Raw genomic sequence first — 721 nt, forward strand, 5'->3', positions numbered from 1 at the left:
GCCCGAAGCGGGGCTCGGCATCGTTCCCGGCGCGGCGGCACCCAGCGGTTGCCGCGACTGGTCGGCCTCGCCAAAGCCAAGGATATCCTCCTGTGGGGCAAGGTGATGGGGCCGGAGGAGGCGCTGGCCATCGGCCTTATCGACCGGGTCATCCCTGCAGAATCCTTCATGGACGAAGTAATGGCATTTGCCCGCAAGCTGGCCTCCGGGGCAGGCAAGGCCCTGGGGTATATCAAGGCGGCGGTCAACGATGGGATCGAACTACCCATGGATGAAGCACTGGCCGTGGAGCGTAAATACGGCCTGGAGAACCTGCTCACCCACGATGCCAGGGAAGGTTTGATTGCCTTCGGCGAGAAGAGAAAGCCGAATTTTATGAACAAATAAAGAACCTGAAAGGCTTTAACCACGAATTTACACGAATGAACACGAATGAACACGAATGAACATCAAAAAAAAGCCTTATTAGGGTTAGTCTCCCACCCCCTTTTGAGAAAGGGGTGCCAGGGGGGATTTCCAGGGGCGAATAAAGACAAATCCCCCTCAATCCCCCTTTCTTAAAGGGGGACGCGACAACTGCTTCTTTCATTCGTGAAAATTCGTGTCATTCGTGGTGAGAAGGTTTTTGTTTTTAACCAACCATACAAGGAGAACAACAATGAAACTTGAGGATATCAAAACAGTAGGTATGGCAGGAGCCGGCAGCATGGGGGCGGGCATT

At 53.8% G+C, this 721-nt stretch carries 1 protein-coding gene; it reads left to right on the forward strand.

The genetic code is table 11. The annotated features are described in order from the left end of the window. Positions 1-387: enoyl-CoA hydratase/isomerase family protein (locus JCM15764_RS20740; RefSeq protein ID WP_243689563.1), on the forward strand; the 387-nt coding region annotated here is incomplete at its 5' end. Between the last annotated feature and the right edge of the window lie 334 nt (positions 388-721).

The sequence above is a fragment of the Geotalea toluenoxydans JCM 15764 genome, from assembly GCF_001311985.1.
Classification (GTDB): Bacteria; Desulfobacterota; Desulfuromonadia; order Geobacterales; family Geobacteraceae; genus Geotalea; species Geotalea toluenoxydans.